We start from the raw sequence: 3,072 nt of genomic DNA on the forward strand, positions 1-3,072 counted from the left end.
TCGAAATTAACAGAAAATATGGTGGAACTGGGCTTGGTTTAACCATTGTAAAAAGACTTATTAACTTAATGGGTGGCAAAATATTAGTAAAGAGTGAAATAGGGGCTGGTTCTGTTTTTTCTTTTAATTTAAGTTTTAAAATTGGAGATGAGATTATTAAGTCTACTGTAAATAATATTGTAGATGAAAAAATATTTATCAATAAGAATGTTTTATTAGTTGAAGACAATAAAATAAATCAGATGATAACTAAAAAATTCCTCGAAAAGAAAAAAATGCTTTGTGATATATGCGAAACCGGGGAAGATGCAATTGCTAAAATGCAATCTAAGGATTATGACTTGGTTCTAATGGATGTCCATTTACCTGGAATAAACGGAACTATTGCAACTGCCGAAATTAGAAAATTTAATGACTACACACCCATTATTGCATTAACAGCTATTTCATTAAATGAAAATAGAGAAATGTTACTTTCTTATGGCATGAATGATGTGATAACCAAACCATTTAATCCAGATTCTTTCTATAAAATAATAGAAATTAATTTATTAATTGAAGCTAAAGCTAATAAAACTAATATTGCGTAATTAATTCTTTAATTAAATTACGAACGTGCGGTTCTGCTTTGCTTGCAGCTTCAAGAACTTCTTTATGCGTGATAGTATCTATACTTTCCTCATTACCCATATCTGTTATTACTGAGATTCCAAAAGTTTCTAAACCCATATGGCTTGCCACAATAACCTCCGGAACGGTGCTCATTCCTACGCAATCTGCTCCAAGTATTTTAACCATTCTATATTCAGATAATGTTTCAAAAGTTGGTCCTTGCAAACCAAGATAAACACCATCTTGCACTTGAATATCAAGTTCTAAAGCAATCTCTTTTGCTTTAGTAATCATTTTACGGCTGTATGGTTCGCTCATATTTACAAATCGTGGGCCAAAACGTTCGTCATTTTTTCCTCGAAGCGGATGTTCCGGCATAAAATTGATATGGTCTTTGATAATCACAATCGAACCTACTTTGTAATTAGGATTTACACCTCCAGAAGCATTAGAAACTATTAATTTTTTTACGCCAAGATGTTTCATCACACGAACAGGAAAAGTCACTTGTTTCATATCGTATCCTTCATAAAAATGGAAACGACCTTGCATAGCGACTACTTTTTTTCCTTGTATGGTTCCGAAAACCAAAGCTCCTTTGTGTCCTTCAACTGTAGAAACTGGAAAATTTGGAATTTCTGTATAAGGCAAAATATATTCCACATCAATATCATCTGTAAAATTACCTAAGCCTGACCCTAAAATCACTCCATATTCAGGCGAGAAATTAGTTTTATTTGTAATAAAATCAACGGTTTCTTGTACTTGTTCCCACATAATTTATAATTTTTTTATCAAAATTTTCTCCGTTATTTACAAATGAACTTTTTATTGGCAAATAAAAAAGAGATTCATTTGGTAACTTCTCGCTTAAACGAACAAAGTCTTTTTCGGTAGTAATAATAATTCTATTTTTTGCTTTTTCTTTAATATCAATACTATCTTTTTCTGAAAAATGATGATGATCTGGATAAATAAGACATTCATCATTTTCGGATTGCAAATATGCAAAAAAGGATTCGGGTTTAGCGATTCCTGCTAAAAGTAATTTATCAACAGTTTTTATATCATTTACCTTCAATGTTTTATTATTCGAATACACTTTATCGTCATAATCTATAAAAGTGAAAAATACTTCCGATTGATTGTCATTTCGACGAAGGAGAAATTTTTTTATTTTATTTTGTGCAAGTTCAGAAATATCTCTGGGACATTTAGTGACAATTATCATATTGGCCCTTTTTGCTCCACTCCTACTTTCTCGAAGATTTCCAGTAGGCAACATAAAATCATTAGTAAACAAATCATTATACGCAGTAAGCAATATATAAAAACCTGCTTTTACTTTTCTGTGTTGAAAAGCATCATCTAACAAAATTACTTCTGGCTTATTAGATAGTGACAGTAATTTTTCTATTCCGTTTTTGCGATTGGCATCGACAGCAACTTGAATATTTGGAAATTTCTTATAAAACTGAAATGGTTCATCTCCAAGAATTTCTGCATTTGAAGTCGCATTTGCCAAAATAAAACCTTCAGATTTTCGCTTATAGCCTCGACTTAAAGTAGCAATCTGGTATTTATCTGACAATAATCTGATTAAATATTCTATTTGTGGTGTTTTCCCTGTGCCACCAACACTGAGATTTCCTACGGCAATAATTGGAATGGGAAAAGAATAGGATTTTAGAATCCCACAATCGAAGAGAAAATTACGAATACTAGTTATAAAACCATATAAAATGGCAAATGGAAATAGTATTTTTCGTAGGAAATTCATTTTACGAATATACGATATTTAAAAAAGAAACAAAAATGAATTATCCCGAACAAGCTATCTTCTAAGAATTCTTCTAATAAAAGCTTGTCATATTTGTAACGTTCAGTCTTTAATTACAAACCTCTTGAAAAGTTGCTTAACACTCGAGTATTCATCCTCCTAAAATAGTTCAATATAATTATCTAATAAGTTAATTTATATAATTGTATAATCTAAATTAAATCCCATTTACAATTGCTACAAAATCATCTGCTTTTAAAGCAGCTCCGCCTATAAGTCCTCCATCAATGTCTGGTTTAGAGAAAATAGCAGCGGCATTATCAGGTTTTACACTTCCACCATAAAGGATAGAAACATCTTCTGCAATATCGCTTCCAAAAACTTTACGAACAGTTTCTCTAATAAATTCGTGCATTTCTTGTGCTTGCTCTGGACTAGCTGTTTCTCCTGTTCCTATCGCCCAAACTGGCTCGTAGGCTAAAATTATATTTGCCCATGAAGATTTATCTAAGTGAAATAATCCATCACGCAATTGGTTTTCAACTATATTAAAATGCTGATTGTTTTGTCGGTCTTTTAACTCTTCACCAAAACAAAAAATAACAATCATGTCGTGTTTTAAAGCAGTGTCTACTTTAAACGAAATCATAGCATCAGTTTCATGAAAAATTGCTCTGCGT

At 31.4% G+C, this 3,072-nt stretch carries 4 protein-coding genes; 1 reads left to right on the forward strand and 3 read right to left on the reverse strand.

The genetic code is table 11. The features are described from left to right. On the forward strand, positions 1 to 590 hold a 590-nt coding region (locus tag ACHZC3_RS09980; protein ID WP_394759720.1), incomplete at its 5' end, for a response regulator. On the opposite strand, the gene ACHZC3_RS09985 is transcribed toward ACHZC3_RS09980, so the two are convergent. From ACHZC3_RS09985 to ACHZC3_RS09995, 3 genes are all read right to left on the reverse strand, one after another. Then, complete coding sequence (locus tag ACHZC3_RS09985; protein ID WP_394759721.1) at positions 577 to 1,389, reverse strand: purine-nucleoside phosphorylase; 813 nt, start codon at positions 1,387 to 1,389, stop codon at positions 577 to 579. The genes ACHZC3_RS09980 and ACHZC3_RS09985 overlap by 14 nt on opposite strands. After that, entirely contained in the window at positions 1,361 to 2,392 is a 1,032-nt protein-coding gene (gene lpxK, locus ACHZC3_RS09990) for a tetraacyldisaccharide 4'-kinase (RefSeq protein ID WP_394759722.1), read from the reverse strand. Before lpxK ends, ACHZC3_RS09985 begins: the two co-directional genes overlap by 29 nt. A 217-nt stretch (positions 2,393 to 2,609) precedes the next feature. Beyond that, positions 2,610 to 3,072 (reverse strand): triose-phosphate isomerase family protein (locus tag ACHZC3_RS09995; protein WP_394759723.1); only part of this gene is annotated, 463 nt, incomplete at its 5' end.

Origin of the sequence: Flavobacterium sp. (assembly GCF_043720215.1) — a bacterium.
Taxonomy (GTDB): Bacteria; Bacteroidota; Bacteroidia; order Flavobacteriales; family Flavobacteriaceae; genus Flavobacterium.

What these genes read in the sequence shown, in the direction of transcription:
- ACHZC3_RS09985 (WP_394759721.1), bottom strand. Translation starts at nt 1,389, where the DNA reads ATGTGGGAACAAGTACAAGAAACCGTTGATTTTATTACAAATAAAACT.
- lpxK (WP_394759722.1), bottom strand. Translation starts at nt 2,392, where the DNA reads ATGAATTTCCTACGAAAAATACTATTTCCATTTGCCATTTTATATGGT.